General features: G+C 65.1%; 18 protein-coding genes. 11 read left to right on the forward strand and 7 right to left on the reverse strand.

From position 1 onward, the window contains the following. Positions 1 to 31: 31 nt before the first annotated feature. Positions 32 to 4,225, forward strand: coding sequence for a bifunctional nitrate reductase/sulfite reductase flavoprotein subunit alpha (locus M3I53_RS25145; RefSeq protein ID WP_254318546.1), 4,194 nt, complete (start codon positions 32 to 34; stop codon positions 4,223 to 4,225). Here M3I53_RS25145 and M3I53_RS25150 read toward each other — a convergent pair. Continuing rightward, a complete protein-coding gene (locus M3I53_RS25150) occupies positions 4,179 to 4,652 on the reverse strand; it encodes a hypothetical protein (RefSeq protein ID WP_254318547.1) in 474 nt (157 codons plus the stop codon). The genes M3I53_RS25145 and M3I53_RS25150 overlap by 47 nt on opposite strands. Positions 4,653 to 4,656: 4 nt before the next feature. Here M3I53_RS25150 and cynR point away from each other — a divergent pair, with 4 nt between their 5' ends. Continuing rightward, positions 4,657 to 5,553 carry a transcriptional regulator CynR gene (cynR, locus tag M3I53_RS25155; RefSeq protein ID WP_254318548.1) on the forward strand — a complete coding sequence of 299 codons (897 nt, stop codon included), beginning with the start codon at positions 4,657 to 4,659 and terminating at the stop codon, positions 5,551 to 5,553. Between the two features lie 25 nt (positions 5,554 to 5,578). Here the strand turns inward: cynR and M3I53_RS25160 are convergent, their stop codons facing one another. After that, positions 5,579 to 6,967 (reverse strand): alkaline phosphatase family protein, encoded by a 1,389-nt coding sequence (locus M3I53_RS25160; RefSeq protein WP_254318549.1) that lies wholly within the window; start codon positions 6,965 to 6,967, stop codon positions 5,579 to 5,581. A gap of 284 nt (positions 6,968 to 7,251) precedes the next feature. Between M3I53_RS25160 and ilvD the strand changes: the two genes are divergently transcribed. Continuing rightward, positions 7,252 to 9,111, forward strand: a complete 1,860-nt coding sequence (gene ilvD / locus M3I53_RS25165) for a dihydroxy-acid dehydratase (protein WP_254318550.1) — start codon at positions 7,252 to 7,254, stop codon at positions 9,109 to 9,111. A 565-nt stretch (positions 9,112 to 9,676) separates the two neighbouring features. Continuing rightward, positions 9,677 to 10,648, forward strand: coding sequence for a DUF535 family protein (locus M3I53_RS25170; RefSeq protein ID WP_254318551.1), 972 nt, complete (start codon positions 9,677 to 9,679; stop codon positions 10,646 to 10,648). A gap of 116 nt (positions 10,649 to 10,764) precedes the next feature. Here M3I53_RS25170 and M3I53_RS25175 read toward each other — a convergent pair whose 3' ends face one another. After that, positions 10,765 to 13,008 carry an NADP-dependent isocitrate dehydrogenase gene (locus M3I53_RS25175; protein WP_254318552.1) on the reverse strand — a complete coding sequence of 748 codons (2,244 nt, stop codon included), beginning with the start codon at positions 13,006 to 13,008 and terminating at the stop codon, positions 10,765 to 10,767. 433 nt (positions 13,009 to 13,441) lie between these two features. Here M3I53_RS25175 and M3I53_RS25180 point away from each other — a divergent pair, with 433 nt between their 5' ends. Both M3I53_RS25180 and M3I53_RS25185 read left to right on the forward strand, forming a co-directional pair. Next, on the forward strand, positions 13,442 to 13,858 hold the full coding sequence (locus M3I53_RS25180) for a MarR family winged helix-turn-helix transcriptional regulator (RefSeq protein WP_254318553.1): 417 nt from the start codon (positions 13,442 to 13,444) through the stop codon (positions 13,856 to 13,858). 61 nt (positions 13,859 to 13,919) lie between these two features. Next, a complete protein-coding gene (locus tag M3I53_RS25185) occupies positions 13,920 to 14,168 on the forward strand; it encodes a hypothetical protein (RefSeq protein WP_254318554.1) in 249 nt (82 codons plus the stop codon). A 24-nt stretch (positions 14,169 to 14,192) separates the two neighbouring features. On the opposite strand, the gene M3I53_RS25190 is transcribed toward M3I53_RS25185, so the two are convergent. Next, complete coding sequence (locus tag M3I53_RS25190; protein WP_254318555.1) at positions 14,193 to 15,017, reverse strand: alpha/beta fold hydrolase; 825 nt, start codon at positions 15,015 to 15,017, stop codon at positions 14,193 to 14,195. A 279-nt stretch (positions 15,018 to 15,296) separates the two neighbouring features. Further along, positions 15,297 to 16,205: a LysR family transcriptional regulator gene (locus M3I53_RS25195; protein ID WP_254318556.1), complete on the reverse strand. Its 909-nt coding sequence runs from the start codon at positions 16,203 to 16,205 to the stop codon at positions 15,297 to 15,299. A 116-nt stretch (positions 16,206 to 16,321) separates the two neighbouring features. Between M3I53_RS25195 and M3I53_RS25200 the strand changes: the two genes are divergently transcribed. The 5 genes from M3I53_RS25200 to M3I53_RS25220 all read left to right on the forward strand — a co-directional run bounded on the left by M3I53_RS25200 (position 16,322) and on the right by M3I53_RS25220 (position 22,025). After that, positions 16,322 to 17,200: an alpha/beta fold hydrolase gene (locus M3I53_RS25200; protein ID WP_254318557.1), complete on the forward strand. Its 879-nt coding sequence runs from the start codon at positions 16,322 to 16,324 to the stop codon at positions 17,198 to 17,200. Between the two features lie 35 nt (positions 17,201 to 17,235). Further along, positions 17,236 to 18,654, forward strand: a complete 1,419-nt coding sequence (leuC, locus tag M3I53_RS25205; RefSeq protein WP_254318558.1) for a 3-isopropylmalate dehydratase large subunit — start codon at positions 17,236 to 17,238, stop codon at positions 18,652 to 18,654. Further along, positions 18,647 to 19,285 (forward strand): 3-isopropylmalate dehydratase small subunit, encoded by a 639-nt coding sequence (gene leuD / locus M3I53_RS25210; RefSeq protein ID WP_254318559.1) that lies wholly within the window; start codon positions 18,647 to 18,649, stop codon positions 19,283 to 19,285. The genes leuC and leuD overlap by 8 nt, the downstream gene beginning before the upstream one ends. A gap of 112 nt (positions 19,286 to 19,397) precedes the next feature. Next, the gene (locus tag M3I53_RS25215; protein ID WP_254318560.1) at positions 19,398 to 20,714 is read left to right on the forward strand and encodes an MFS transporter; all 1,317 of its coding nucleotides are present in this window, start codon (positions 19,398 to 19,400) and stop codon (positions 20,712 to 20,714) included. 120 nt (positions 20,715 to 20,834) lie between these two features. Next, complete coding sequence (locus tag M3I53_RS25220) at positions 20,835 to 22,025, forward strand: sugar transporter (protein ID WP_254318561.1); 1,191 nt, start codon at positions 20,835 to 20,837, stop codon at positions 22,023 to 22,025. A 49-nt stretch (positions 22,026 to 22,074) separates the two neighbouring features. On the opposite strand, the gene M3I53_RS25225 is transcribed toward M3I53_RS25220, so the two are convergent. Both M3I53_RS25225 and M3I53_RS25230 read right to left on the reverse strand, forming a co-directional pair. Further along, a complete protein-coding gene (locus tag M3I53_RS25225; RefSeq protein WP_254318562.1) occupies positions 22,075 to 23,502 on the reverse strand; it encodes a sensor histidine kinase in 1,428 nt (475 codons plus the stop codon). Beyond that, a complete protein-coding gene (locus M3I53_RS25230) occupies positions 23,489 to 24,154 on the reverse strand; it encodes a response regulator transcription factor (RefSeq protein ID WP_254318563.1) in 666 nt (221 codons plus the stop codon). Before M3I53_RS25230 ends, M3I53_RS25225 begins: the two co-directional genes overlap by 14 nt. Between the last annotated feature and the right edge of the window lie 153 nt (positions 24,155 to 24,307).

The raw sequence follows: 24,307 nt of genomic DNA on the forward strand, positions 1-24,307 counted from the left end.
AATCTGTTTCAGGCTGATATCGATCGACCGCATGAGCTGCGAGAGCGTAAAGAGCGTTTGCCCGTACTGCGGCGTAGGCTGCGGGATGATCCTGCACGTCGAGGACGGCCAGGTCGCGAAGATCTCCGGCGACCCCGAGCATCCGGCCAACTTCGGCCGTCTCTGTACGAAGGGTTCGTCGGCGCACGTGGCGCTGCGCAAATCAGGGCGCCTCGAGCGCGCCTTCGTACGCCGCGCGCGCGACGAGGACCCGGTGCCGCTGCCGCTCACGCAGGCAATCGCCGATACGGCGCGCCGCCTTCGCGCGACGCTCGACGCGCACGGCCCCGACGCGCTCTCGTTCTACGTTTCCGGGCAGATGTCGATCGAGGCGCAGTACCTCGTCAACAAGCTCGCCAAGGGCTTCGTGCGCACCAACAACATCGAGTCGAACTCGCGCTTGTGCATGGCAAGCGCGGGCAGCGGCTACAAGCTCTCGCTCGGCGCGGACGGCCCGCCGGGTTCCTATCAGGACTTCGACCGCGCAGACCTTTTCTTCGTGATCGGCGCAAACATGGCGGACTGTCATCCGATCCTGTTCCTGCGCATGATGGACCGCGTGAAGGCGGGCGCGAAGCTCATCGTCGTGGACCCGCGGCGCACGGCGACCGCCGAGAAGGCGTCGCTGTTCCTGCAGATCGCACCGGGCACCGATCTCGCGCTGCTCAATGGCCTGCTGCACCTGCTGCACAAGAGCGGCCACACCGACGCGGACTTCATTGCACAGCACACCGAAGGATGGGACGCGATGCCTGCGTTCCTCGACGACTACACGCCGGAAAAGGTCGCCGAAACTACGGGTCTGGCCGTCGACGACATTCGCCGCGCCGCGCAGATGATCGGCGAGGCGCCCGAGTGGATGAGCTGCTGGACCATGGGCCTGAACCAGAGCACGCACGGCACGTGGAGCACCAACGCGATCTGCAATCTGCATCTCGCGACGGGCAAGATTTGCCGTCCCGGCAGCGGACCGTTCTCGCTCACGGGGCAGCCCAACGCCATGGGCGGGCGCGAGATGGGCTACATGGGACCCGGGTTGCCCGGTCAGCGCACGGTGCTCGCGGAAGACGACCGCGCGTTCGTCGAAGCGGCATGGGACGTCTCGCCCGGCACGCTGCCCGCGAAAGTGGGCGGCGGCACCGTCGACATGTTCTCGCGCATGGCCGCGGGCGAGATCAAGGCCTGCTGGATCATCTGCACGAACCCGGTGGCGAGCGTCGCGAACCGGCAAACGGTGGTGGCGGCCCTGAGGGCCGCCGAACTCGTGATCGCCCAGGACGCTTTTCTAGACACCGAAACGAATCAGTACGCCGACGTGCTGCTGCCCGGCGCGCTCTGGGCCGAGGCCGAGGGCGTGATGATCAACTCCGAGCGCAACATGACGCTCATGCAGCAGGCCGTCGAGCCGCCGGGCGAGGCGCTGCCCGACTGGCAGATCATCGCGCGAGTGGCCTGCGAGATGGGTTTTGCGCAGGCGTTCAGCTACGAAAGCGCCGCCGACGTGTTCGACGAAATCACGCGCTTTGCGAACCCGAAGACGGGCTACGACCTGCGCGGCGCGAGCTACGCGAAGCTGCGCGAAACGCCGCTGCAATGGCCCATCGCGCCGGAGGCCGCGAGCGATCGCAACCCGCTGCGCTATGTGAACGACGGCGTGAGCCAGACGCTCAGGGAAAACGTCGACGGCACGCGCCCTCGCATCGCGTTCGCCACGCCGCACGGCAAGGGCGTGTTCTTCGCGCGTCCGCATGTTGCCCCTGCCGAGTTGCCCGATGGCACGTTCCCGGTCGTATTCAACACGGGCCGCCTGCAGCACCAGTGGCACACCATGACGAAGACCGGCAAGGTGCCGATGCTCAACAAGCTCAACCCGGGCCCCTTCGTCGAGATTCATCCCGAGGATGCCGCCGCGCTCGGCATTGCCGCGAAGGATCGCGTGCAAGTGCGCTCCCGCCGAGGACGCGTGGTGCTGCCCGCCGTGGTGACCGAGCGCGTGCGTCCCGGCAACTGCTTCGCGCCCATGCACTGGAGCGACGTGTATGGCGAGGAGCTTTGCGTGAACGCGGTCACGAGCGACGCGGTCGATCCGATTTCCCAGCAGCCCGAATTGAAATTCTGCGCGGTCGCGCTCTCGCGCGTCGGGCCGCAAGCCGTGCCGCGCGAGACCACGCGCAAGCCGGAAGCCGCCGATGCCGCCATTGCGTCTGCCGAATACGACAGCACGGCGCAAGCCGTCAACCCGTCTCAGGAACTCGACATGTCCCGTATCGATGCCTTTTCGACGCTACTCGGTCTCGACGACGTCGCCGCGCCGCAGCTGGGCGACATGCAACGCCAGTATCTCGCGGGCTTTGTCGGCGGCCTGCGCTCGCTGCGAGCCGCCGAACCCGTTGGCGTGCCTATGCTGCCCGTGCACGCGCCGTTTCCCGCCGACACGCGCGTCTGGCTGGACGGTCTGCTGGCGGGCCTGTTCAGCCACGCCGAGCCCGCCGCGCGCACGGCTGCGCTCGCCGTGCCGGGCGCGCCCGAGGAAAAGCCGCATGGCGTGCGCATCGCCCACACGCGCCCCAAGGTCGTGCTGCTGTGGGCCTCGCAGACGGGCAACGTCGAATCGCTTGTCGAGCAGTACGCGACACAACTGATGGAATCGGGCTTCGAGATTCGCACGGCCTGCATGGCCGATTACCCGCTCGGGAGCCTCGCCAAGGTGCAATACGTCCTCCTGATGACGAGCACCTTCGGCGACGGCGACGCGCCCGACAACGGCGCGGCGTTCTGGAACGCGCTCGCGGCAGACAACGCGCCGCGCCTCGGCTCGCTGCGCTTTTCCGTGCTCGCCTTCGGCGACCGCAACTACGACGCGTTCTGCGGCCACGGGCGCAAGCTCGACGCGCGGCTCGAAGCGCTGGGCGCGACGCGCCTCATGGAGCGCGTGGATTGCGACAGCGAATACCAGGGCGCCGCCGACGCCTGGCTCGAGCGCATTGTCGTGCGCATCAAGCAGGAGGACGCGGCGCTGCATGCGGTGCCCGCCGACGGTTCCATTCCCGAGGTGCTGCCCGGCTGTGCGGCGACGAAGGCGCGTCCGGCCGCCTCGAAGCTGCTCAAGAACGTGCGTCTGAACATGAAGGGCGCGACGAAGGACACGCGCTACTTCTCGCTCGCAACGGGCGAGGCGGGCCTCGACTATGAAGCGGGCGACGCGCTGGGCGTGTGGCCCAGCAACTGTCCCGCGCTCGTCGACGAGTTGCTGGACCTCACGCGCCTCGCCGCCGACACGCCCGTCGCCGTGAGCGGCCACGGCGAAATGCGCCTTGGCGAGGCGCTCGGCAAGCACTACGAGATCGCGCGCCCGAGCCCCGATGCGCTCTCGTTCATTGCGTCCCGCACGCGCTCACGAGGCCTTGCCGAGATGCTCGACGATTCACGCAAGGGCGATCTGCGCAACTGGCTCTGGGGCCAGCAGCTCGCCGACGTGCTCCACGAATATCCCGTCGACATGAGCGCGCCCGAACTGCTCGGCATGCTCAAGCGCCTGCAGCCGCGGCTCTATTCGATTTCGTCGAGCCCGAAGGCGCATGCGGGCGAAGTGCATCTGACCGTTTCGGCCGTGCGCTACAACAACGGCCGCCGCGAGCGCAAGGGCGTGGCCTCGACCTTCCTCGCCGACCGCGCGCAGGAGGGCAGCGTCCCGGTGTTCGTGCAGAAGAGCACGCATTTCCGGCCGCCGCGCAACGGCGACGCGCCGATGATCATGGTCGGCCCCGGCACGGGCGTCGCGCCCTTCCGCGCCTTCCTGCACGAGCGGCAGGCGCGCGGCGACACGGGCCGCAACTGGCTCTTCTTCGGCGAGCAGCACGCAGCCACCGACTTCTACTACCGCGACGAACTGGAGCAGATGCGCAAGGACGGCCACCTCGACCGGCTCGACCTCGCGTTTTCGCGCGACCAGAGCGAGAAGGTCTACGTGCAGGACCGCATGCGCGAGCAGGGCGCGCAGCTATGGGCGTGGCTGCAGGAAGGGGCGCACCTTTACGTGTGCGGCGATGCGAGCCGCATGGCGAAGGACGTGGATACGGCGCTACGGGAGGTGGTGGCTGGCCATGGCGGCATGAGCGCCGAGGCCGCGCACGACTACGTCAGTGCGCTCGGGCGGGACAAGCGCTACCTGCGCGACGTCTATTGAAGGGGCGCGGCGCCGCTTCGGTGCAGCCCGGCGGCCGGCCGCCTGCGCGCCACGTTTGCAGCGCGCGAAAGCGGCGCGTGCGCGCCTGGTCCGTGCGCACGAGGCTTTCATCTTCGTTGCCGAGCCCGGCATAAAGGCCGCCCCGGGCGCCTTTGGCCACGACGGGTTCGGGCAGCAGGATGGCGATCAGAAACGTCAGGCAAGAGCCTGCGAACACCGCTACCACGCTCATCGAGATCGACTCCAGCATCCGTTTGTCCCCCGGTAGAATGGTGTCCGGCTGGCGATGCCGCGCGCACTGCGCAATGCATCGACGCCATTGGAAACCATTTTGCTCAGGGCGCGCGCCCACGTCCAAGACGATATTCGGATCGCCACGATAAGCGCGCCTTATGAAAAATACCGGAGATATTCGGGAGGCAGCCATCTTGATGCTTCGCTCGATACGCTACGTGCTCACCGTGGCGGAGTTGAAGAATTTCACGCGCGCAGCCGAAGTGCTGCACGTCTCACAGCCGGCGCTCTCACAGCAGATCCGCCAGCTGGAAAACGATCTCGGCGGCGCGCTGTTCGACCGCAGCGGCCGCGCCATCAGCCTCACCGAATTCGGGCGCGTGTACATCGAACACGCGCGCCAGGCGCTCGCGCATCTCGACGCCGGCAAGCGCGCACTGAACGAAGTGCGCGACCTCACGCGCGGGCTGCTGCGGCTCGCCTATACCCCGACCTTCGCGGAATATCTGATTGGCCCGGCGCTGCGCAGCTTTCGCGAAGCGCACCCGGCCATCGCGCTCGAGGTGAGCGAACGCCCTCTCGAAGATATCGAAGGCGGACTCGAGCGTGACGAACTCGATCTCGGCATCGGCTTCACGGATGTGCGCTCCGACGAAATCGAAGTGCGTCCGCTCTTTGCCGAGCACATGGCGCTGCTCGTGGCCACGCGCCATCCGCTGGCACGCCGCCGAGCGGAGGTGACGGCGGAGCAGCTGGGGACGATGCCGCTTGCGCTATTGAGCCCCGACTTCGTGGTGCGGCGTTTCGCCGATGCCTATTTCCGCGCGCACCAGTTGATTCCGCGCGTGATGCTGCAAGCCAATTCGGTAGGCACGGTGCTCAAGCTCGTGAAGGACGGCACGCTCGCCACGTTGCTGCCTTCGGCGGTCCTGCGCGAGCATCGCGGGCTCGTCACGCTGCCGGTCACGCCGGCGCTGCCGCAGCGCACCGTCGCGCTGCTCAGGCGGCGGCGCGCATCGAGCACGCTCGCCGCCAACGCGTTTTCGGACGTGCTGTTCGCGTTGATTTCACAGGAAGGGCTGGGCCAAGCCTGAGGCGGCCTTTGTACCTTTCGCCTGCTCAGGGTTGGTCCGACGAAAGCAGGTTGTGAAAGAAGTCCACCGCGTGCTGGCGAGTCGGCATGGACCCGAGCGTGGCTGCCGGGTCGAGCCCCGAGCGCCGCGCCGTGCCGCTCACGAGACTCTTTTGCAGGTCGTTGAGCGGGCGGGCGAGATTGGTGGCGATGAATCCGGAAGCAGGCGGCGCGGCGATGGCCGGCAGGTCGGTGCGCGGCGCGTCTAGCGTGAGCAACGGAGCCAGCGTGGGCGCCGCCGCCACGCGCTGACTCGCGAGCATGTCGGCGGGCGAGATGCCGAGCCAGTCGCGCAGTGTGGCGAGAATCGACGTGTGGTCGTAAGGCGTGGCGCCGGGTGAGCGGAACACGGTGCCCGGCGCGATATACGGCGACACCACGACCGCCGGCACGCGTACGCCAAAGCTGTCGAAGGCAAAGTTCTGGTCGCCGGGATTGCTCGCGGCATCGGGCGCCACGGCGTTGGCGGGCGGCAGCACGTGGTCGTAGGTGCCGCCGTGCTCGTCGTAGGTGATCACGAGCAGCGTCTCGGACCATCCGGGCGACGTGCTCAACGCGTGCCAGATGTCGTAGAGAAAGCTCTCCCCCGCATAGACATCGTGTGGCGGGTGCTGGTCGTTGGGATCGAGCAGGAAACGCGGCTCGACGAACGAATACTGCGGCAGCGTGTTGTTCTGGCAGGCGGAGATGAAGTTGCTGAAGCGCTGGAAGTTGGCCTTATATTTCGCATCCCATAACGTCGGGAACATCGTGAGCGTGAGCGAGGGCGCGACGAGCGCTGCGCTGTACACGGCCCAGCTCGCGTCCATGTCGCCCAGCACGTTGAAGATGGTGCGCACCTGCCAGTCGAACGGGTCCGGCGGCGTGCCGTTGTCGACGTGGCCGTTGGACGTGCCAGCGTGGGCGAAGGCGCGGTTCGGCCAGGTCTGGCTCGGTACGGGAGCGAACCACGCGTCGCAGACGGCGTATTCGCGCGCGAGCGTCGAGAGCACCTTCAGCTGATCGGGGCTGTGGCACTGCATGACCTGGCTTGCGTCCGTTGTCGCGGTGGTTTCGTAGTCTTGCACGAAGCCCGACATGGGCGCCGCGCCCGCCGCGTTGCCGAGCAGTTGCACGCGCACGTTCGCGAACGTCTCCTGCGGATCGGGGTCGGGCAGCGTGGCCGTCGAGGCCGGCATGGTTGCCGCGATGGTTCCGCCTGCCTTCGTCGGGTTGCTCAGGCCCGCCTTGAGCCCGTCGAATGGCCGTTCCGCGCTGGCGGCGGGCACGAAATGCGCGGGGCTGCTGCCGTTCGTGTACAAGCCGCCAAGCATCGTGTCGAACGAGCGGTTCTCGAACATCACGACAACGACATGCTTGATGTTCTGCAGGGACATTGGGTCTCTCCGTCACGCGGGTTTGACGAAGAATAGTGGTGCAGGCGGGTGGATTCGGCAAGGTTCGGCAACCCTGAGAAAACGGCCGATGCCTTGGGTGTACCTTCGGGCGTACCGACTGTATCCCATGAGCGCCCCCGGCCGATCCAGCGGGGCGCCCCTCCCTGTGGGATAATTACGGGTTCTGCCCAGAGCGCAGCTCAAGAGGTTGTTCGCAAGGGCGTGCGTGGGGCCTTTAATCCCGTGGCCCGCTTCCTTTCTGCGATTTTTCTCCTACAGCCACAATGCCCGCATACCGTTCCAAAACTTCCACCGCCGGCCGCAACATGGCAGGTGCGCGCTCCCTCTGGCGCGCCACCGGCATGAAAGACGAAGACTTTGCCAAGCCGATCATCGCGGTCGTCAACTCGTTCACCCAGTTCGTGCCCGGCCACGTGCACCTGAAAGACCTCGGCCAGCTCGTTGCGCGCGAAATCGAAGCCGCGGGCGGCGTGGCCAAGGAATTCAACACGATCGCCGTCGATGATGGCATCGCCATGGGCCACGACGGCATGCTGTATTCGCTGCCGAGCCGCGACATCATCGCGGATTCGGTCGAATACATGGTCAACGCGCACTGCGCCGACGCCATGGTCTGCATCTCGAACTGCGACAAGATCACCCCGGGCATGCTGATGGCCGCCATGCGCCTGAACATCCCCGTGATCTTCGTCTCGGGCGGTCCGATGGAAGCGGGCAAGACGCGCCTCGCAAACCCCGTCACCAAGGCCATCGAGGTCAAGAAGCTGGACCTGATCGACGCCATGGTGATCGCGGCCGACAGCAAGTACTCCGACGCCGAAGTGGCCGAAGTCGAGCGCTCCGCCTGCCCGACCTGCGGTTCGTGCTCGGGCATGTTCACAGCCAACTCGATGAACTGCCTGACCGAGGCGCTGGGCCTCTCGCTGCCGGGCAACGGCACCGTGGTCGCCACGCACGCGGACCGCGAACAGCTCTTCAAGCGCGCCGGCCGCCGCATCGTCGAACTCGCGCGCCAGTATTACGAGCAGGAAGACGAGCGCGTGCTGCCGCGCTCGGTGGGCTTCAAGGCGTTCGAAAACGCCATGACGCTCGACATCGCCATGGGCGGCTCGACCAACACCATCCTCCACTTGCTGGCCATTGCGCAGGAAGCGGGCATCGAGTTCGGCATGGCCGATATCGACCGCCTTTCGCGCGTCGTCCCGCAGTTGTGCAAGGTCGCGCCGAACACGAATAAGTACCACATCGAAGACGTGCACCGCGCCGGCGGCATCATGGCGATCCTGGGCGAACTGGAGCGCGCCGGCAAGCTGCACACCGACGTGCCGACCGTGCATACGCCGACGCTCGGCGACGCGCTCGCGCAATGGGATATCACGCGCACCCAGGACGAAGCGGTCAAGACGTTCTACATGGCTGGCCCGGCCGGCGTTCCGTCGCAGGTTGCGTTCAGCCAGAACACGCGCTGGCCGAGCCTCGACGCGGACCGCGCCGAAGGCTGCATCCGCTCGTACGAGCACGCGTTCTCGAAGGAAGGCGGCCTCGCCGTGCTGACCGGCAACATCGCGCTCGACGGCTGCGTGGTGAAGACCGCGGGCGTGGACGACAGCATCCTCGTATTCGAAGGCACGGCTCACGTGACCGAATCGCAGGACGAAGCGGTGGAAAACATCCTCGCCGACAAGGTCAAGGCCGGCGACGTCGTGATCGTGCGCTACGAAGGCCCCAAGGGCGGCCCCGGCATGCAGGAAATGCTGTACCCGACGAGCTACATCAAGTCGAAGGGTCTCGGCAAGGCGTGCGCTCTGCTGACGGACGGCCGCTTCTCCGGCGGCACTTCGGGCCTGTCGATCGGCCACTGCTCGCCGGAAGCGGCAGCGGGCGGCGCGATCGGCCTCGTGCGCGACGGCGACAAGATCCGCATCGACATTCCGAACCGCACGATCAACGTGCTTGTCTCGGACGAAGAACTCGCGCGCCGCCGCGAAGAGCAGAACGCGAAAGGCTGGAAACCGGTGAAGGCGCGTCCGCGCAAGGTGTCGGCGGCGCTGAAGGCCTACGCGAAGCTTGTGATGTCGGCGGACAAGGGCGCCGTGCGAGATCTCTCGCTGCTGGAAGATTGAATTTGCAACGGGCTTCGCGCCCGGCGTTCGGCAGTCTGAAGCCGCTCCTCGGAGCGGTTTTTTTTCGCCGGCGGATCACGGATTCGCGGGAGACTGGACAGCGGTGCAGGATATCGGCCAAGCCCTCGACTGGACCGCGCAGTTGCTTGGAGGTTTCATAACGTTTACAAAAAAATAACGATAGCGCCCTCAGTTGAAAAATTCTGTAACGCTTCGTAATACTGTGATATGTTTCATGACCTCGACAGCTGGTCAAACGCTCGTAAGAGCGTGCGTACCGGCTGACCGAACGACTGCTGTGTGACATCCCGTGTATCGAAGATCGGTGGGTGAGGCAATTTTTTATAAGGACTGCGATGCATTTGCGCAGCAAATTCCACCCACCGGCATTCGGATCGTCATCGGGTGCCAGTCGCAAAGCCGTCACGGCTGCATCGGTTGCCTTCGCACTTAGGCCATTCATGAAAACGGATCGCGGACAATGAAATCGATTTCCGAGATTTTCCGCTTGCTGGCGAGGGTTATTCCTGGGAGAAGTCCTGGCGCCCTGTTTCGGAGGGGGCGTGTGCTCACGTACGCACTGCTTCACCCGTTTGCGGCACGCGTCTGGCTGAGTGCATTGGCGGCAAACCCCCTGCTCGCCGAGATTGTTGTCCGTAACCGCCGCTATCTTGAACGCCCCTTTCGCCGCTTCGTCCAGGCGGACATGCGTGCCTACGCGCGTGCCGAGCTACTGAGCGGACATTTTCGGGTCGTGCGGGAACGCTTCGGCGACGATTTGGTGCGCAGTCTTTATCTGAATTCCGCAGACGTGACGTTGGCGTCGAGCGGAAGGTACGCCATCGTCGTGAGCGAGCCGGTACGTTGTTGGCGCGAAGGGTTGCTGAGCGTCGCCTGGCGCGACGTGGTCGATCGAGTCGATCTTGCGTGGGCGACAATCAGTTTCGAGCGGCACGCCGAATCGAGGAAAATCGGGGCGCTTATCGGCGGCCTGCAAGGGCCAGCCGGCGCCGCCAGGGAGCGGGTGCGCGAGGCCACGCGCGAATGCCATGGGTTGCGGCCCAAGGCTGCTGTCATGGAGGCTGTCTGCGAATTGTGCAGGATGGCAGGGGTGGACGTGCTGACTAGCGTGACGAAGAAGACGCACGTTTCCGACTCCAGGCGGGCTCAGATACACGCGGACTATGATGGCTTCTGGCAGGAACTGGGTGGCGTCGAACGCAATGGCCGGTATGTGCTGCCGCTTCACCTGCGTCACCGCGACGTCAGCGAGGTGCCGTCGAACCGGCGTGCTGCATTCCGCAGACGACAGACGCTGATTGCAGATTTACTCACGCAGATCCCTCGGGCCATCGACACGGACCGGATTGAAGAGGTCATGCCGCCTCATCTGGGTCATCCAGATTCGAGCAAGCAACTGCTGGATCTTGCTGTAGCTCTGGCAACAGATCGTTGTGACCTGGAGCCGGGCATTGCCCTCGAAGAGAGCGATCCGACGCGGGACGATCGGCCGCTCGAGCAAAAACTCGCCGCCTGATATCGGCCGTCACAATCACCCGGGCAAATAAAATCGAGCCTCCCACAGCGATGTGAGAGGCTCGATTCGTTTGGTGGAACGTCCCCCGCGCGACGCACGGGGGCGGGTTCCATCCCTTACTTCGCAGCGGCTGCGAGTACGGCGTTGAACGTCGCGCTCGGGCGCATGACTTCAGCGAGCTTCGCGAAGTCCGGCTTGTAGTAGCCGCCGATATCGACCGGCTTGCCCTGCACCGCGGCCAGCTCGCCCACGATCTTCTGCTCGTTCTCGGCCAATGCCTTCGCCAGCGGCGCGAAGTGTGCCGCGAGTTCCGCGTCATCCTTCTGTGCGGCCAGCTCTTGCGCCCAGTACATCGATAGATAGAACTGGCTGCCGCGGTTGTCCAGCTCGCCGGTCTTCGGCGACGGGCCCTTGTTGTTGTCGAGCAGCTTGCCGGTGGCGGCGTCGAGCGTCTTCGCGAGCAGCTTGGCGCGCGCGTTGTTCGTCTTGATGCCGAGGTCTTCCAGCGAAACGGCCAGCGCAAGGAATTCGCCGAGCGAGTCCCAGCGCAGGTGGTCTTCTTGAACCAACTGCTGCACGTGCTTCGGAGCCGAACCGCCTGCGCCCGTTTCGTACATGCCGCCGCCCGCCATCAGCGGAACGATCGAGAGCATCTTTGCCGAGGTGCCCAGCTCCATGATCGGGAACAGGTCGGTGAGGTAGTCGCGCAGGATGTTGCCCGTGACCGAGATCGTGTCCAGGCCGCGGATCACGCGCTCGAGCGTGTAACGCATCGCGCGGACTTGCGACATGATCTGGATGTCGAGGCCGGTCAGATCGTAATCCTTCAGGTACGTTTCGACCTTCTTGATCACTTCGTTTTCGTGCGGACGGTACGGATCGAGCCAGAACACGGCCGGCGTGTTCGAGTTTTTCGCGCGCGTGACGGCGAGCTTGACCCAGTCGCGGATCGGCTCGTCCTTCACGAGGCACATACGCCAGATGTCGCCTTGCTCGACGGGCTGCGTGAGCGCTTCGAGCACTTCGCCCGTGGCGTTGTCGACGATGCGCGCCGTGCCGTCCTGCGGGATTTCGAACGTCTTGTCGTGCGAACCGTACTCTTCAGCCTTCTGCGCCATCAGGCCGACGTTCGGCACCGTGCCCATGGTGCGCGGGTCGAATGCGCCGTTGGTCTTGCAGAAGTTGATGATTTCCTGGTAGATGCGCGCGAACGTGCTTTCCGGAATCAGGCACTTCGTGTCGGCCGGGCGGCCGTCGGCGCCCCACATCTTGCCGCCTGCGCGGATCATCGCGGGCATCGAAGCGTCGACGATCACGTCGTTCGGTGCGTGCAGGTTCGAGATGCCCTTGGCCGAGTCGACCATGGCGAGCGCCGGACGGTGCTCGTGGCACGCGTGCATGTCGCGGATGACTTCTTCGCGCTGCGATTCCGGCAGCTTTTCGATCTTCGTGTAGAGATCGACGAGGCCGTTGTTCACGTTCACGCCGAGTTCTTCGAACAGCTTGGCGTGCTTGGCGAACGCGTCCTTGTAGAACGTGCGCACGGCGTGGCCGAACACGATGGGGTGCGAAACCTTCATCATGGTCGCCTTCACGTGCAGCGAGAGCATGATGCCGGTCTTGCGCGCGTCTTCCATCTGGTCTTCGTAGAAGGCCAGCAGGTGCTTCTTGCTCATGAACATGCTGTCGACGATTTCGCCGGCTTGCAGTTTGACCTTCGGCTTGAGCACGATGGTTTCGCCGCCCTTCGTCACGAGCTCCATGCGGACTTCGCGGTCCTTGTCATTCGTGATCGACTTTTCGCCGTGGTAGAAGTCGCCGTGCTTCATGTGCGCGACGTGGGTGCGCGAAGCCATGCTCCACTCGCCCATGCTGTGCGGGTGCTTCTTCGCGTAGTTCTTGACCGCGAGCGGTGCGCGGCGGTCCGAATTGCCTTCGCGCAGCACCGGGTTCACAGCCGAACCGAGGCACTTCGAATAGCGCTTCTGGATCGCCTTTTCTTCGTCCGTCTTCGGATCTTCGGGGAAATCAGGGACCTTGTAGCCCTTGCCCTGGAGTTCCTTGATCGCGGCGACGAGCTGCGGCACCGATGCGCTGATGTTCGGCAGCTTGATGATGTTCGTTTCCGGCAACTGCGTGAGACGGCCCAGTTCGGCCAGGTTGTCCGGCACGCGCTGTTCTTCCGTGAGGAATTCCGGGAACTCGCCGAGGATACGGCCCGCAACAGAGATATCGCTGGTCTCGACGTTCACGCCGGCCGGCGCAGCGAAGGTGCGGATGATCGGCAGAAACGCGCTGGTGGCGAGCAGCGGCGCTTCATCGGTCAGGGTATAGATGATGGTGGGTTGCTGGGTACTCATCGGCTTCTTGGCGGGGTTCAAAAACGGGGTGATAACACCACCGGCTGCGCGCAGTCGGCGAAACACCTGGATTTTGCCTGAATTTTCAGCGGGCCGGGGGCCAAGAATGCCTATATTTCATATCGTGGAAAGCGTTTGCGCAATGTTAATTGATCGGAAAGTCGGCGCGTTTGCCTTGATTGGCGGCCCGCGCGCCGAAAACGTTTCCGCGCCGAAGGCCCGTTCTGTAAGGCTTTCCGAGGTGATGCCGAGGTTTCTGGCATCGCTCCGCAGTTTTGTGGATTGTACCCTTGATAGGGTGTCAAGCTGGTAAAGACCCTTGTAAAAAGAGAAGCGAATCGTCGAGTCTTATATAAGAATTTTGTCCGCCGAGGCTTGCCAGAGTCGTTCGTAATGGTTGCCTTGCTAATCAATTCGTGGTTTCATTGCTGCCATGTTCGATCACTGCCTTTACTTCAATTCGTCGGCCCTCGCGCGGCTCGTCGAGCGCGAATGGAGCGCCGCTTATGCGCCGTTCGGCCTCACGCCCGCGCAAGGCTTCGTGCTGCGCGTCGTGCTGGCGAAGCCGGGGTGCCTCGCGAGCGACGTCGCGCAAACGCTCGGCATCGCTCGGCCCACGGCGACGCGTCTCGTCGACAACCTGTGCGAGAAGGACTTGCTCGAGCGCCGCCAGGGCGAGGCCGATGGCCGCGAATGGGGACTCTTTCCCACGGCGGGCGGCACGGCGCTCGACGGTCCGATCAACGGCGCGAGCGCCGAAGTCGCGCGGCGCCTGCGTGCGCAAGTGGGGCCGGACCTCTTCGAGTCTACGGTTAGCGGCATGCGCAAGATACGCAAGGGACTCGCGTAAGGCGTCCGCGCCTTTTTTAAAACTCGAATGATTGTCTTGCTAATTAATAAGGAGAAGGACGATGAACGAAGCGGCGCTTAAAGGGACGGCGGAAGACGCCTCGCGTTGGGTCATCGGCGTGGCAATCGCCGCGCTGGCGGTAAGCGGCGTGGTGGCGGCGATTCTGGTGATGCCGCGCGCCGTGGAGGCGAACAACCACGCGTGCGTGGCGGCCTACGCCAACGATCTGCACGCGGATCTCGCGGCGTTCGCGCAAGACCCGGCGTGGCAGGCGCAATACGTCGAGGCGCTCACGGCGTGCGCGCGCTGAACGCTCACGCCGCGCGCCGCCACGTTACTTGCGGTTGAGGAACGCGAGCAAGTCGGCGTTGACCTGACCGGCCATGGTCGTGCACATGCCGTGCGGGCCGCCCGGATAGATCTTGAGCGTCGCGTCCTTGACGATCTTCGCGGAGAGCTTGCCCGCGTCGTCGATCGGCACGATCTGGTCGTCGTCGCCGTGCAGGATCAGCGTGGGCACGTCGAACTTCTCGAGGTCTTCCGTGTAATCGACTTCGGAGAACTCGTGCACGCAGTCATGCAGCGCGAGGATGCCACCCCACATGCCCTGCTGCCAGAACGAGTCGATCACGCCCTGCGAGACCTTCGCGCCGCTGCGGTTGTAGCCGTAGAACGGGACGGCCAGGTCCTTGAAGAACTGCGAGCGGTCGTCGATCACGCCCTTGCGGATGCCGTCGAACACATCCTTGGGCAGGCCGCCCGGGTTCTTCTCGCTCTTGATCATGATGGGCGGCACCGCGCCGATCAGCACCGCGCCCGAGACGCGCTTCGTGCCGTGGCGGCCGATGTAGCGCGCGACTTCGCCGCCGCCCGTGGAGTGGCCAACGAGCGTGGCGTCCTGCACGTCGAGCTTGTCGAGCAGCTCGGCCAGGTCGTCGGCCCAGGTGTCCATGTCGTTGCCCTTGGCGGGCTGTTCGGAGCGGCCGTGGCCGCGGCGGTCGTGCGCGATGGTGCGAAAGCCGTTTTGCACGAGAAAGAGCATTTGAGCGTCCCAGGCGTCGGCGGTCAGCGGCCAGCCGTGGGAGAAAACGACGGGCTTGCCGCTGCCCCAATCCTTGTAATAGATCGACGTGCCATCGCGGGTGGTGAAGGTGCTCATGGAAACTCTCCAGTTTCTTTTACAGCATCACAAAGCGGGCAGACGCCGGCGCGTCGGCGCGCGCGGTCGCGCTTCGCGCGGCGCTGCGTGGCGGCGTCCAGGGATGGGCGATGCGGGTGGAACGTGCCGGTGCCTGCACGTCACGGAAAGGGGCAGGCGGCACGCGGGTCAGTATAGAGAGAACGCCTGAGCGATGACGCGAAGCTGTGCGCCCTGAAACCCGCCCGGCGTTGCGGATGTATGCAGACGGCTTGTGAGTCTCAACGCCGCCGCGCGCGGCTAAGCCACCGCGGCGCCGACCGCATCGCGCAGATAGTCGCCGAGAAAATCGACAAAACTGCGCAGCTTCGCGGAGAGCTTGTTGCGCTCGAGATAGATCGCGTGGATATCGGCGTTCGGCAGCGCCCAATCCGCAAGCAGCGGCACTAGCGCGCCGCGCTCGATCGCCTCGCCGATTTCCCACTGCGAACGCACGACGATGCCGCGCCCGTCGAGCGCCCAGCGCAGCACGGTGCTGCCGTCGTTGCTCGACAGCGCGCCGTCGACCTTCACGGTTTCCGTGCGCTTGCCGCGCGAGAAGTGCCAGGTTCCGTATGCCGAGTCGTTTTCGCGCAGCACGATGCAGGCGTGGCGCGTCAGATCGTGCGGCGCCGACGGCTTGCCGTGCTGCTTCAAATACGCCGGCGACGCACACACGATGCGCCGGTTCTTCAGCAGCAAGCGCGCGTTGATGCGCGCGTCGGGCACCTCGCCGAAGCGGATGCCGAGATCGAAGCCTTCTTCCTGAAGACTGAGTGGCCGCTCCGTCAATTGCAGCTGAATTTTCATCGACGGAAATCGCTCGACGTAAGCGGACACCGCGGGCGCGACATGCGCGCGGCCAAAACCAAACGACGCGTTCACGCGCAGCAAGCCGGCCGGTTCGCCGCGGCTGCGCGTGACGAGTTGCTCCAGTTCCGAGAGTTCGTCGAGGATGCGCGAGCCGTTCGCGAGATAAAGCTCGCCTTCCGGCGTGAGAGACAGACGCCGCGTGGTGCGGTTCACGAGCCGCACGCCAAGGCGCTGCTCCAGTTGCGCGAGCCGCTTGCTCACGGCGGGCGGCGTGACCCCCAGCTCGCGTGCCGCCGCCGCCAGGTTGCGGTTGCGCGCCACGAGTGCGAAGAGATTCAGATCGGAAAACGCGTCCATTGCCCGCTCCCGTTGCCTAGCGTGATTCGTTCCTGGAAGTTACGACCGGATTGCTTTCGCGGAAACCCAATCGCTGAAGGCATCAATTAGACTGCATGCAACCTCGGGAGACAAGCATGTTCGACGGTTTCACAGACGCTTCAGCAGACATCGAAGGCGTTCGCATTCACGCAATCAAGGGCGGACGCGGCCCCGCGCTGCTGCTCCTGCACGGCCATCCGCAAACGCACGCCATCTGGCACAAGGTGGCGCCAACGCTCGCGGAGAATTTCACGGTAATTGCCGCCGACCTGCGCGGCTACGGCGACAGCGGCAAACCGCAGGGCACGCCCGACCACGCCAACTACGCGAAGCGCCGCATGGCGCTCGACCAGGTGGCGCTCATGCGCGGCCTCGGCTTCCCGTCGTTCGCGGTCATGGGACATGACCGCGGCGGACGCGTCGCCGCGCGCATGGCGATCGATCATCCGGACGCGGTCACGCAGCTCGTCACGCTCGACGTTGCCCCAACCGTTGCGATGTACGAGCAGACGTCGTTCGAATTCGCGCGCGCTTACTGGCACTGGTTCTTTCTCGTGCGCCCGGCGCCGTTTCCGGAAACGCTGATCCGCGCCGACCCCGATCTGTATCTGAAGCAGACCATGGGCGCGCGCAGCGCAGGGCTCGCGCCATTCGCGTCGGAGGCCTACGCGGAGTATTTGCGCTGCCTCTCGGACCCGGCGACGGCACACGGCATCTGCGAGGACTATCGGGCGTCGATCACCATCGACCTCGAACACGACCGCGCGGATCTGGCCGCTGGCAAGCGCATCGAGTGCCCGTTCCTCGCGTTGTGGGGCGCGCACGGCACGGTTGGCCAGTGCTTCGATCCGCTGGCCGAGTGGCGTAGCTGGAACGCCGGCGTGAGTGGCGAGGCGCTGCCGTGCGGCCACTACCTTGCGGAAGAAGCGCCCCAGTTGCTCCTCGAGGGCGTGCTGCCGTTTCTCCAGCGCTGATCCGTTCGTTTGTCATTTTTCAGTCGGGCTTCATCATGTCCTCACAAACGCTTTACCAAAAACTGGTTGATTCGCACACCGTATCGATCATCGACGCCGAGCACGTTCTGCTCTACGCCGATCTGCACATCATGAACGAGTACACGAGCCCGCAAGCGTTCGCGGGGCTGCGTGAGAAGGGCCTGCGCGTGCGCCGTCCGCGCCAGCAGATGGGCGTGGTCGATCACGTAATTCCGAGCAAGCCGGTGCCCGTGGCCGCGCGCACGATCGAGATCGTCGATGCCGCGAAGCAGGCCGCAAATTTCACGCGCAACTGCGTGGAGCAGGGAATTCATCTGTTCGATATCCACGACCCCATGCAGGGCATCGAGCATGTGGTTGCGCCCGAGATCGGCCTGATTCGACCCGGCATGGTCGTGCTGTGCGGCGACAGCCACACGACGACTTACGGCGCACTGGGCGCGCTCGGCTTCGGCATCGGCACCTCGGAAGTCGAGCACGTATTGGCGACGCAGACGCTCGTGTATCGCGTCGCGAAGGACATGCGCATCGTGGTGGACGGCGTGCTGCCCGCGGGAACGACATCGAAGGATCTCGTGCTGCACATCATTGCGAAGATTGGCGCGCAGGGCGCGCGCGGCTACGCCGTCGAATATGCGGGCGCAGCGATCGCCGGACTGTCCGCCGAGGCGCGCATGACCCTTTGCAACATGACCGTGGAGGCGGGCGCGCGCGCCGCGCTGATCGCGCCAGACCGCACGACGCTCGATTACGTCGCCAGCAAGGTCCGCGACCTCAACGCGAAGACGCTCGACGCAGCGTGCAGCGCGTGGTCGCAACTGCGCTCCGATGACGACGCGCATGTCGATATCGAGCATCGCTTCGACGCCGCGCGCGTCGCCCCTTACGTGACATGGGGGACGAGCCCGGACCAGGCGGTGCCGGTTGACGGCCGCATTCCCGAGGCAGCCGAAGGCGCGGGTCTCGACGCCGCGACGCTGCACAAGTCGCTCGATTACATCGGCCTTGCCGCAGGCGCGCCGATCGAGGGCACGCCCATCGACCGCGTGTTCATCGGCTCCTGCACGAACGCGCGCATCGAGGATTTGCGCGCCGTGGCCCAGGTCGTGCGCGGCCGCAAGGTGGCCGCGACGGTGCGCGCGATGGTCGTGCCGGGCTCGGGCATGGTGCGCGACCAGGCCGAGCGCGAAGGCATTGCGCAAGTGCTGATCGACGCGGGGTTCGAATGGCGTCAGCCGGGCTGCTCGATGTGTCTCGCGATGAACGATGACGTGCTCGCGCCGGGCGAGCGCTGCGCGTCGACGACGAACCGCAATTTCGAGGGGCGCCAGGGGCGCGACAGCAAAACACATTTGATGAGCCCCGCGATGGCCGCTGCCGCCGCGATTGCGGGCCGCATCGTCGACATTCGCAAGGAGCTTGCACATGGCTAAGCCGTTCATGATCTCGGGCGTTGCCGCGCCGCTGCCGGTCAACAACCTCGATACCGACCAGATCATGCCCAAGCAGTTTCTGCTCGGCATCGACAAATCGGGACTCGCGCGGGGGCTGCTGTACGACCTGCGTTTCGATGCCGACAGCCGCGCGCGTGAGACGTTCGTGCTCAATCGCGCCGAATATCGTGGCGCGAAGGTGCTGATCGGCGGCTCGAACTTCGGCTGCGGATCGAGCCGCGAACACGCCGTGTGGGGCCTGCAGCAGGCGGGTTTCGAAGCCGTGATCGCGCCGAGCTATGGCGAGATCTTCTACTTCAATTCGACGAACAACCGCCTGCTCCTCGTCACGCTTTCGCCGGAACAGGTCGAGGCGCTGGTCGCAGAAATTGCGAGCGGCGACGACAAGCACGTGTCGATCGATGTCGAAAACGAAGTCGTGATCGCGCCTTCGGGCAAGCGCTACGCGTTCTCGCTGCCGCCGCGCCAGAAGCAGATGCTCGTGGAAGGGCTCGACATGATCGGCATGACGCTGCGCCAGCAGGAAGCGATCGACGCATTCGAGGCGAAACACTGGGCCGCGCAACCGTGGTGCCGTATCGATCTTCCGGCGCAACAGCAGCGCGGCTGATCACTTCGCAGTCAGCTCCTCATTCATAACCAGACCGTTCGTGCAACGCACGCAACGGCACAAGGGCGCACTCGCTGCCACGCGCGGCAAGTGCGCCCATACGGAGACACCCATGAACATTGCCGCAGTCCATCCGCAGGACGCCGCCGCGCTGGAGCCCAGCGTCGTGCGCAAAGTCTCACGACGTATCACCCCGTTCATCATCATCCTGTATTTCCTGAGCTTTCTGAATCGCGTGAACGTCGGCTTCGCCGGGCTCACGATGAATCATGACATCGGGCTCACGCAGGCCATGTTCGGCGTTGGCGCGGGGATTTTCTTCGTTGGCTATATTGCGGCCGGCATGCCGTCCAACCTCGCGTTGCAGCGCGTCGGCGCACGTAGATGGATCGCATTGCTGATGGTGGCATGGGGTCTGCTTTCCGCGGCCACGGCGTTCGTCACGGGCCCGTACAGCTTCTATACGCTGCGCTTCGTGCTCGGTCTCGCCGAAGCGGGTTTCTTTCCCGGCATCATTCTCTACCTGAGCTTCTGGTTTCCCGCGCGCCATCGCGCCTTCGTCACGGCCATGTTCATGACCGCCGCGCCCCTCTCGAACATGATCGGCTCGCCCATTTCGGGTGCGCTCATGAGCCTCGAGGGCGTGGCGCGTCTGCACGGCTGGCAGTGGCTTTTCCTCGTCGAAGGCGCGCCGACTGTGCTGCTCGGCATCGTTTCCTACTTCTACCTGACGGACAGGCCCGAGGACGCGCAATGGCTCGCGCCCGCCGAGCGGCAGTGGCTGAGCGGCGAAATGCGGCGCGAGCGAGAAGCGAAGGCGGCACAGAGCAAGTCGAGCGTGTGGGGCGCCGTGAAGGACCCGCGCGTGCTGCTGCTCGCGCTCGTCTATGCGGGCACGTCGACCGGGCTGTACGCCATCGGCATCTGGGCGCCGATGATCATCCACCACTTCGGCTTCAGCTACTTCGAACTGGGTCTCGTGAACGCGATTCCGAATCTGTTCGCGGTGGTGACGATGGTGCTCTGGGCGCGCAATTCGGACCGCGCGAACGAACGCCGCCTGCACGTTGCGATTGCGTGTCTCGCGGCCGGTATCGGCATGCTGATGTCCGGACACGCCGCGAACGCCTTTGTGCTGATCATTGGGCTCTCGATCGCGAACTTCGGCATCAACGCGGCGAAGCCGCCGCTCTGGAGCATGCCTACGCAGTTTCTCTCTGGTTCCGCTGCCGCCGCGGGCATTGCGATCATCAACGCGATGGGCAGCCTCATCGGCGGCACGATCGGGCCGATGGTGATCGGCCGGCTGCGCGATTTGAGCGGCGACTATTCGCTGGGGCTGTATTTCGTCAGCGCGACGCTGCTCGTTTCCGCTGTGCTCGCGTATGCGTTCGGGCTGCATGCCCGAAGACGGCACCCGCAGCCGTGAACCGAGCGGACTCGGCCCGCGCCGCTTGCGGCGGGGGCCAGAAGAGGCCCTGTACGCTTCAGGGATCGCATGCCGCGCGATACGCGATAATCGCGCTTTATCGATTCCCGTCTCTCTCGTATGTCGACGCCTGAACCGGTCTCTTCCGGCCAATCCTGGTGGGGCGTGCTCGTATTGGCGCTTTCGGCCTTCATTTTCAACACGACCGAATTCGTGCCGGTTGCGTTGCTTAGCGCCATCGGCGACAGTCTGAACATGAAGCCGACCGACGTCGGCCTCATGCTGACGATCTACGCGTGGACGGTAGCCGTGGCGTCGCTGCCGCTGATGCTGCTGACCCGCAACGTCGAACGCCGCAAGCTGCTGACGTGGATATTCGCGCTCTTCGTCGTCAGCCACATCGTGACCGGCGTGGCGTGGAACTTCACGGTGCTGATGGTGGGGCGGATCGGCATTGCCTTTGCGCACGCGGTCTTCTGGTCGATTTCCGTCTCGCTGGTGGTGAGGCTCGCGCCGCCCGGCAACAAGAGCCGGGCGCTCGCCGCGCTCGGCATGGGCACCTCGATCGCGATGGTGGCGGGCATACCGCTGGGGCGCGTGATTGGCGAGACGCTGGGCTGGCGGCAGACTTTTTTCGTCATTGCGGGCGCGGCGGCATTCGCGTTGCTCATGCTGCGCGTGATGCTGCCCTTGCTGCCGAGCCAGCAAACGGGCTCGTTCAGCAGCGTGCCCGTGTTGTTCAGAAAGCCGATGCTGGCTTCGCTTTATCTGCTCACGATACTCGTCGTTACCGCGCACTTCACGTCGTATACGTATATCGAGCCCTTCATTCACTCCGTGGGCCACGAAAGCAGTCAACGCATCACCTATATCCTGATTCTGTTCGGCAGTGCCGGCATTCCCGCGGCAGTATTCTTCAATCGCCTTTATCCGCGCGATCCGGCGCAGTTCCTCCAAGTGGCTGTGATCGCCGTGTGCGTGTGCCTGCTCGTGCAGTTTCCCGCCGTGCTGAGCATCGTCACGTTGTCCGTTCACACGCTGGTGTGGGGCGGCGCGATCGTTTCCTTCGGCCTTGCCATGCAGGCATGGGTGCTCAAGCTCGCGCCCGAGGCCGCGGACCTCGCGGTCTCGATCTATTCCGGTCTCTATAACGTGGGGATCGGCGCGGGCGCGCTGCTCGGCAACCATATTGCCAATGACTTCGGCGTGTCGTGGCTCGGCAGTTTCGGCGGCGTGGTGGGTGGTCTTGGGGCTGCAGTATGCTGGCTCGCATTGCGCATGTATGCGCGGGCGCATCCTGCAGGGCACTGATGCACCGCGTGCGGCGACGAACTCGCGCTCCAACGCTTTCGCGAGGCGTTCACAGTTGCGTGGCCGTCGGCGTTTCGCCTTCAGTAGGAGGAAACGTCAGAACCACGGCGAACCCGCGCTCGGCGGGAAACGCAAAGTTCACGCGCCCGCCGTGTGCCTTCATGACCGCTTGCACGATCGCGAGCCCAAGGCCGGAGCCGGTCGTGCGCTCCGCGCCTTCCTGGCCGATGCGCTCGAACGGGCGCAACGCGGCGTCCCAGTGTTCGCGCGCGATGCCTTGACCGTTGTCGGTCACGGTCAGCGTGATGGCTTCCTGCGAGGCGCTCACGTTGACGACGATATCGTCCGCCTTGCCGTGCAGCAACGCGTTGTGCAGCACGTTCGACAGCGCTTCCTGCAGGCTCACAGGGTCGCCCGCGATCCAGACCTGCGGCGCGCTGCTTTCGAACGCCACTCTCACGTCGCGTTCGCCGGCGAGCGGAATGGTGCGGCCCAGCACCTCTCTCGCGAGCTTCGCGAGGTCCACGCGCTGCAGCGGGACCATTTCGGTGCGATGAATCACCATCGCGTGATTGAGCAACTGGCCGGTGAGCCGGCCCACGTCCGAGCAGGTGGCGCGCAAGGCTTCAAGGCGCGCGGCGTGGCGCGCGGGATCGGACTCGGCGCTCAGCAATTCGATCTGCGCGTCGAGCCGCGCGATCGGCGTGCGCATCTGATGAGCGGCGTCGGCGATAAAGCGCTGCATGGCCGTCATGCGTTCCGCGAGGCGGCCGATCAGCCCGTTGATGGCGCCGATCAGCGCGTTGATTTCGCTCGGCGTGTCGTGCGCCACGGGCCGCAGGTCCGCCGGGTCGCGTGCGGCGATGATCTGCTCGATCTGCGCGAGCGGACGCAGGCCGCGCCGGATCGCCAGGCCGCTCGCGCCGATGGCGAGCACGCTCATCAGCAAAATGAGCGTCCAGACCTTGAGGCTCATGTCGTTCGTGAGTTGCTGGCGCGCATGCGTGGTCTGCGCGACCGTGACGAGGGCCCAGCCGGGCGGCCGTGCGTCCGGCATGTAGCGCCCGATGGTCGCCGTGCGCACGCGCTCACCCTGGTAGCGGGCGTTCGCGAACGTCGGACCCTGGCGCGCGCTCATCGCGCTCTTCGTATCGGCCGGACCGGGAAGGTCGCCATAGCCCGCGACGACCAGGCCGCGCGCGTCGACCACTTTGTAGTAGACGACGTCATAGCGCGAGAGCGTGGAGAGCGCGGCCACCGGCGGATTGAGCGCGAGCACGCCGCCCTGCACGTAGAGGTTTTCAGCGACCTGGATGGTCGCGCCCGCAAGCAGCTGATCGTAGGCGCGCTCGGACGCGACGCCCGCGTAATAGCGTGCGATGCCCGCGAGCGCCGCCGCGCCCGAAGCCACGACGAGCGCGATGAAGAGCAGCGTGCGCCCGAGCAGCGTTTTCGGGAACCAGTCAAAGCGCGGCAATTTGATATCCCATGCCGCGCGCCGTGCGGATTTCGACTGAACTGCCTTGCAGCTTCTTGCGTACGCGCGTGACGTATTGTTCGACGGCGTTCGCGCTCGGCTCGTTGCCGTAGCTGAACAACTGGTTCAGCAGCTCTTCCTTCGGGAAGATGCGTTGCGGACGGCTGGCGAGGATTTCTAGCAGCGCGAATTCCTGGCGCGAGAGCGAAAGCGGTTTGCCGTCGAGTTCGGCAAGCCGGCTGCTGCGGTCGATGGCGAGACCGCCCAGCCTCACCACATCGTTCGCGTGCCCGCTGTTGCGGCGCAGGAGCGCCTGCACGCGCGCTTCGAGTTCGCGGTAGTCGAACGGCTTGACGAGGTAGTCGTCGGCGCCGAGGCCGAGGCCGCTCACGCGGTCGTCGATGGCCGAGCGTGCGGTGAGAAGCAGCACCGGCGTGGTCGAGCCCGACGCACGCAAATGGCGCAGAATCTCGAAGCCGTCCATGGCGGGAAGCATCACGTCGAGCACGACCAGATCGAAGCGCTCCACGCCGAGCAGGCTGTTCGCCGTGGCGCCATTCGCTTCGAGGTCCACCGCGTGACCGAGGCGCGTGAGGCGGCTGCGGACCGCCGCGCCGATTTCGGCGTCGTCCTCTACCACCAGAATGCGCATGATGCCGTTCCTGCCGAAATCTTCATGGGTGCGATTGCGGGTTTTCCCCGAGGTCTACTGTGTGTGTTTCTCAGCATTTTCTCAGACTCGCCCGGTAATCTCGCGAACCATGGAAGGTAGAGCGACGTGATTACGACACGAACCAACGGAGAC

This window comes from Paraburkholderia sp. CNPSo 3272, from assembly GCF_024206495.1.
Lineage (GTDB): Bacteria > Pseudomonadota > Gammaproteobacteria > Burkholderiales > Burkholderiaceae > Paraburkholderia.

Excerpts from the sequence above, each read along its gene's own strand:
- M3I53_RS25230 (WP_254318563.1), bottom strand. The coding sequence starts at position 24,154 with ATGCGCATTCTGGTGGTAGAGGACGACGCCGAAATCGGCGCGGCGGTC.
- cynR (WP_254318548.1), top strand. The coding sequence starts at position 4,657 with ATGCTTCGCTCGATACGCTACGTGCTCACCGTGGCGGAGTTGAAGAAT.
- M3I53_RS25160 (WP_254318549.1), bottom strand. The coding sequence starts at position 6,967 with ATGTCCCTGCAGAACATCAAGCATGTCGTTGTCGTGATGTTCGAGAAC.
- M3I53_RS25185 (WP_254318554.1), top strand. The coding sequence starts at position 13,920 with ATGAACGAAGCGGCGCTTAAAGGGACGGCGGAAGACGCCTCGCGTTGG.
- M3I53_RS25180 (WP_254318553.1), top strand. The coding sequence starts at position 13,442 with ATGTTCGATCACTGCCTTTACTTCAATTCGTCGGCCCTCGCGCGGCTC.
- leuD (WP_254318559.1), top strand. The coding sequence starts at position 18,647 with ATGGCTAAGCCGTTCATGATCTCGGGCGTTGCCGCGCCGCTGCCGGTC.
- M3I53_RS25145 (WP_254318546.1), top strand. The coding sequence starts at position 32 with ATGAGCTGCGAGAGCGTAAAGAGCGTTTGCCCGTACTGCGGCGTAGGC.
- M3I53_RS25200 (WP_254318557.1), top strand. The coding sequence starts at position 16,322 with ATGTTCGACGGTTTCACAGACGCTTCAGCAGACATCGAAGGCGTTCGC.
- leuC (WP_254318558.1), top strand. The coding sequence starts at position 17,236 with ATGTCCTCACAAACGCTTTACCAAAAACTGGTTGATTCGCACACCGTA.
- ilvD (WP_254318550.1), top strand. The coding sequence starts at position 7,252 with ATGCCCGCATACCGTTCCAAAACTTCCACCGCCGGCCGCAACATGGCA.
- M3I53_RS25175 (WP_254318552.1), bottom strand. The coding sequence starts at position 13,008 with ATGAGTACCCAGCAACCCACCATCATCTATACCCTGACCGATGAAGCG.
- M3I53_RS25215 (WP_254318560.1), top strand. The coding sequence starts at position 19,398 with ATGAACATTGCCGCAGTCCATCCGCAGGACGCCGCCGCGCTGGAGCCC.
- M3I53_RS25220 (WP_254318561.1), top strand. The coding sequence starts at position 20,835 with ATGTCGACGCCTGAACCGGTCTCTTCCGGCCAATCCTGGTGGGGCGTG.
- M3I53_RS25195 (WP_254318556.1), bottom strand. The coding sequence starts at position 16,205 with ATGGACGCGTTTTCCGATCTGAATCTCTTCGCACTCGTGGCGCGCAAC.
- M3I53_RS25150 (WP_254318547.1), bottom strand. The coding sequence starts at position 4,652 with ATGGCTGCCTCCCGAATATCTCCGGTATTTTTCATAAGGCGCGCTTAT.
- M3I53_RS25190 (WP_254318555.1), bottom strand. The coding sequence starts at position 15,017 with ATGAGCACCTTCACCACCCGCGATGGCACGTCGATCTATTACAAGGAT.